Raw genomic sequence first — 600 nt, 5'->3', positions numbered from 1 at the left:
GATGTTCGAGAGGTTCACCGACCGCGCGAGGCGTGTCGTTGTCCTGGCCCAGGAAGAGGCCCGGATGCTCAACCACAACTACATCGGTACCGAGCACATCCTGCTGGGGCTGATTCATGAGGGTGAGGGTGTCGCGGCCAAGTCGTTGGAGTCGCTCGGCATTTCGCTGGAGGGTGTCCGTAGTCAGGTGGAGGAGATTATCGGGCAGGGTCAGCAGGCTCCGTCCGGTCATATCCCGTTCACCCCGCGGGCGAAGAAGGTGCTGGAGCTGAGTCTGCGGGAGGCGTTGCAGCTGGGCCACAACTACATCGGTACCGAGCATATTCTGCTGGGCCTGATCCGTGAGGGTGAGGGTGTGGCGGCGCAGGTGCTGGTGAAGTTGGGGGCGGATCTGAATCGTGTGCGCCAGCAAGTGATTCAGTTGCTGTCCGGGTATCAGGGTAAGGAGCCGGTCGAATCCGGTTCGCGCGGTGAGGCGGGCACCCCGTCCACGTCGCTGGTGCTCGACCAGTTCGGCCGCAACCTGACCCAGGCGGCGTTGGAGGGCAAGCTGGATCCGGTGATCGGCCGTTCGAAGGAGATCGAGCGGGTCATGCAGGT

The 600-nt window shown here is 63.3% G+C and carries 1 protein-coding gene; it reads left to right on the top strand.

Going from position 1 to position 600, the window contains the following annotated elements; genetic code table 11:
* Position 1 precedes the first annotated feature (1 nt).
* Positions 2-600, top strand: a 599-nt coding sequence (locus tag LGY53_RS43375; RefSeq protein WP_305082749.1) for a Clp protease N-terminal domain-containing protein, incomplete at its 3' end; no start/stop codon positions are given.

The organism is Nocardia sp. JCM 34519.1 (assembly GCF_020361265.1).
Lineage (GTDB): Bacteria > Actinomycetota > Actinomycetes > Mycobacteriales > Mycobacteriaceae > Nocardia > Nocardia arthritidis_A.
Note: the sequence above shows the minus strand (reverse complement) of the source record. Positions and strands in the feature narration are given on the sequence as shown.